This is a genomic window from Butyrivibrio sp. AE2015, assembly GCF_000420825.1.
Classification (GTDB): Bacteria; Bacillota; Clostridia; order Lachnospirales; family Lachnospiraceae; genus Butyrivibrio.
This window is the reverse complement of the sequence record NZ_ATVR01000064.1, coordinates 1-3,771: the sequence shown is the minus strand read 5'-3', so window position 1 is coordinate 3,771 and position 3,771 is coordinate 1. Positions and strand designations below refer to the sequence as shown.

Genomic DNA, 3,771 nt, shown 5'->3' with positions numbered 1-3,771 from the left:
TCGGAGTTGTCACTGAGTGGGTACGAGGTGGATGCATCGAGTCAAAAGATGAGATCATAAGCGTCATACAGAAGTGTATCATCAAGCCATGACGCTTGGAATCATTGGGACTCTGATCATGTCGGATACAGATGTGACCTTCATAAAAATTACTTGAAAGTCTTTTTTATCTGCTCCAGAAATTTTTCAGCAATAGGAGTAAAGGTCTGATACTTGTTCCATATCAGATACAGCTCTGATTTTAGTTCAGGTGAAAGCGGTCTGAATACCATGTCAGTTCCTTCAGTATTTATCAGATTTTTAAATGTAAGAAGTATTCCAAGGTTTTCTCTTGCAAATACAGAGCCGTTATAAGAAAGTCTAAAGGAACCCTCAAGCTTTAGTTCAGGATATCTGTCTTTGGCCCATGCTTTGATTTCATTGTTCCAACTTTGCTCTGAGACAAACAGAGGCTGTCCTGTCAGGTCGGAGACACGGATGTTTTTTTTCTTTGCAAGGAGATGGGATGAAGATATGATTGCTCCCCACACATCAGCTTCAGGAAATTTTACATATTCGTATTTATTGCTGTCAGGTGTTTCACATAGTACAGCAAAGTCTAAAATGCCCTTATCAAGCTTTTCAGTAACCTGCTCAGTATCTCCGCTTGTTATATGATAAGTGAAATTAGGGTATTTTTCTTTTAACTTATAAATCTCTCTGGCGAGGTATCTGATCTGATAGCTTTCTGCCAGTCCAAAATATATATCTCCACCTGTTATATCATCCAGGGAGTTAAATTCCTGTTCGATCTTATCTGACATGGCCACAAGATCCTGAGCGCGGTCACGCAAAAGCATCCCCTCATCAGTAAGTGAAATACTGAAGCTATGCCTGATAAATAACTTTTTTCCAAGTTCTTCCTCTAATGCTTTTAATGTCTTTGAAAGAGTAGGCTGTGATACATGAAGCTGCTCAGCAGCCTTTGACATATTTTCTTCCCTTGCAACTGCAAGAAAATATCTGAGATTTTTTATTTCCATGAAAACCTCCATAGAGTTGATAATTAAAGCGTTATTCCAAAAACGAATATCATGATATTTATTTTATTCATTAGCGAAAATCCGGTCAAGGCTTTAATATGAAAACCAGAAGGAGCAAAAAAGATGGATACAGAAAAGATTCTTGAAAGCCTTTCAGACATGGGCTGCAATGAGAAAGAAATAAGCTTTATGAAAAAGATGTATGAAGAAGGGGATACAGATACACTTCTTCGTGATCTTAGAAAATGCCGGTGCCATCTTATGGATGAGCTTCATGACAGTCAGAAAAAAGTTGATAACATGGATTTTTTGATACGACAGATTCAAAAAGAGAAATGATTAAAACGGAGGAATGTAAAATGATCAGAAAAGAAGAACTAAACCTTGTAACAGATTGGGATAAGACCTTTAAGAAAAGTGATAAGGTTGACCACAGCAAAGTAACATTTGTAAACAGATATGGAATCACCCTGGCAGCAGATATGTATATTCCTAAAGATGCAGAGGGTAAGCTCCCAGCCATTGCAGTATGTGGACCTTTTGGCGCAGTTAAGGAGCAGTGTTCTGGTCTTTATGCTCAGACAATGGCAGAGAGAGGATTCTTAACAATAGCATTTGACCCTTCCTTTACAGGAGAGTCCGGTGGAAATGTAAGATATATGGCATCTCCTGATATCAATACAGAAGACTTCATGGCAGCAGTTGATTTCCTTTCACTTAATGAAAAGGTAGATCCTGACAGAATCGGAATAATCGGTATCTGTGGCTGGGGCGGAATGTCAATCAATACAGCAGCTCTTGATACAAGGATCAAAGCTACTGCAGCCATGACAATGTATGACATGACAAGAGTAAACGCCAAGGGATATTTTGACTCAGAAGACAGTGAAGAAGCAAGATATCAGAAGAAAGCTGCCATGTGTGCTCAGAGGCTTGAGGACCTTAAGGCTGGTGAATATAAGCTTGGTGGCGGAGTTGTAGATCCACTTCCGGAGGATGCACCTTTCTTTGTAAAAGACTACTATGACTATTACAAGACTGACAGAGGTTATCACAAGAGAAGCCTTAATTCTAATGGTGGCTGGAATGTAATCGGCTGTGAATCCTTTGTTAATCAGCCAATCCTTAAGTACTCTAATGAGATAAGGAGCGCTGTTTTACTTGTTCATGGAGAAAAGGCGCACTCTTGCTATTTTTCTAAGGATGCTTATGCAGATATGATCAAAGACAGCAAGTATGCAGATAACAAGGAACTAATGATAATCCCTGATGCAGTACATACTGATCTATATGATGGCGGAGATAAGGATTATATTCCTTTTGACAAGCTGGAGAACTTCTTTAAGGAGAATCTGAAATAATGATAACGGTTGAAGAAATAAAGGATGGGAAAATATGAGCAAAGTGTTAGTAATTTCTACAAGCCTTCGTGCAAAGAGTAATTCCGACATACTTACGGAAAAGCTTATAGAGGGAGCAAAAGCTTCAGGTCATGATGTGGAATATATAGGACTGAAAGGGAAAAATATCGGTTTCTGTATAGGTTGTCTTGCCTGTCAGAATACCCAGAAATGTGTCATTAAGGATGATGCTGCTGAGATTGCAGAAAAAGTAAAGAATGCAGATACCCTTGTATTTGCAACTCCGATTTATTATTACGAGATGAGCGGTCAGATGAAAACTCTTTTGGACAGACTCAATCCTCTATATCCTTCAGATTATAAATTTAGAAATGTATATATGCTCTCAGTCGCAGCTGAGGATGAAGAGTTTGTGCCTAAAAAAGCTGAAAGTGGACTTCAGGGATGGATTGACTGTTTTGAAAAGGCAGAATTCTCCGGTTCCTTATTCTGCGGAGGCATAGGCGATATGGGTGAGGCTTCAAGTAAAGCCGAGGAATTAAGTGAAGCTTATGATTTTGGAAAGGCTTTAAAATAAAGGGAATTTTCTATGAAAAAGAGATTGATTAAGATGGCACTCAGTGTGCTCATGATGGTTTGTGTTAGTGCCTGTTCAGGTAATGCGGAAACAGTTGATGAAAATCATGATTCGAGTGCAATCATTTCTGAATCTGAAGACATTGAAGCAGAGAGTACAGAAGAAACTATTTTATCAGAAGACTCAGAAACATACCGCACAGAAGAAGTTGATAATCAGGCTGCTGAGAATAATACTTCTTTTGATGAAACAGACATTGGAGAAACCACTATGATAATGAAAATCGGTGATACAAAAGTAAATGTAGATTGGGAAGACAACCAGGCTGTAGAGGCACTGAGGAATATGGCTGAAGACGGTGATGTTACAATTCAGATGTCAATGTATGGCGGCTTTGAACAGGTGGGCTCAATTGGACAGAGTCTGCCGAGAGATGATAAGCAGACAACAACGAGTTCAGGCGACGTTGTACTATACTCCGGAAATCAGATGGTAGTGTTCTATGGTTCTAATAGCTGGTCATATACAAGGCTTGGTCACATATCCGATAAGAATGCGGAAGATATAACTGATCTTCTTTCTAATGGAGATGTTACTATAACCATAAGCATTGAATAAAACGGGTTTTCTGATTCGCAAAAATAATAAAAGTTCAAATTTGCGAAATAAACAATATCGGAAGTTACAGATGTTAGGAGTGTTTTGCTATGAACAAGAATGAGAGCAAGTATTTTAAGTCTGCGGAAAAAATGCATACAGCGTTACTGGCACTTCTTGACAGAAAAGATTTTGAACTTATTTCTGTTAAGGA

General features: G+C 38.7%; 5 protein-coding genes. 4 read left to right on the top strand and 1 reads right to left on the bottom strand.

Going from position 1 to position 3,771, the window contains the following annotated elements; all coding sequences use genetic code 11:
• Positions 1-149: 149 nt before the first annotated feature.
• The gene (locus tag G585_RS0116455) at positions 150-1,022 is read right to left on the bottom strand and encodes a LysR family transcriptional regulator (protein WP_022776465.1); all 873 of its coding nucleotides are present in this window, start codon (positions 1,020-1,022) and stop codon (positions 150-152) included.
• Between the two features lie 123 nt (positions 1,023-1,145).
• On the opposite strand from G585_RS0116455, the gene G585_RS0116450 reads away from it, so the two are divergent.
• Genes G585_RS0116450 through G585_RS19965 form a run of 4 tightly spaced genes read left to right on the top strand, consistent with a single transcriptional unit; the run spans position 1,146 to position 3,578 of the window.
• Positions 1,146-1,361 (top strand): hypothetical protein, encoded by a 216-nt coding sequence (locus tag G585_RS0116450; protein ID WP_013282077.1) that lies wholly within the window; start codon positions 1,146-1,148, stop codon positions 1,359-1,361.
• 20 nt (positions 1,362-1,381) lie between these two features.
• Positions 1,382-2,383 (top strand): alpha/beta hydrolase, encoded by a 1,002-nt coding sequence (locus G585_RS0116445; protein WP_026664071.1) that lies wholly within the window; start codon positions 1,382-1,384, stop codon positions 2,381-2,383.
• 34 nt (positions 2,384-2,417) lie between these two features.
• Positions 2,418-2,960 (top strand): flavodoxin family protein, encoded by a 543-nt coding sequence (locus tag G585_RS0116440; protein ID WP_022776462.1) that lies wholly within the window; start codon positions 2,418-2,420, stop codon positions 2,958-2,960.
• Positions 2,961-2,972: 12 nt separating this feature from the next.
• The gene (locus tag G585_RS19965; protein ID WP_022776461.1) at positions 2,973-3,578 is read left to right on the top strand and encodes a cyclophilin-like fold protein; all 606 of its coding nucleotides are present in this window, start codon (positions 2,973-2,975) and stop codon (positions 3,576-3,578) included.
• The last annotated feature ends 193 nt before the right edge of the window (positions 3,579-3,771 follow it).

Coding starts and splice junctions, on each gene's coding strand:
- G585_RS0116455 (WP_022776465.1), bottom strand. CDS start 1,022: ATGGAAATAAAAAATCTCAGATATTTTCTTGCAGTTGCAAGGGAAGAA.
- G585_RS0116450 (WP_013282077.1), top strand. CDS start 1,146: ATGGATACAGAAAAGATTCTTGAAAGCCTTTCAGACATGGGCTGCAAT.
- G585_RS0116445 (WP_026664071.1), top strand. CDS start 1,382: ATGATCAGAAAAGAAGAACTAAACCTTGTAACAGATTGGGATAAGACC.
- G585_RS0116440 (WP_022776462.1), top strand. CDS start 2,418: ATGAGCAAAGTGTTAGTAATTTCTACAAGCCTTCGTGCAAAGAGTAAT.
- G585_RS19965 (WP_022776461.1), top strand. CDS start 2,973: ATGAAAAAGAGATTGATTAAGATGGCACTCAGTGTGCTCATGATGGTT.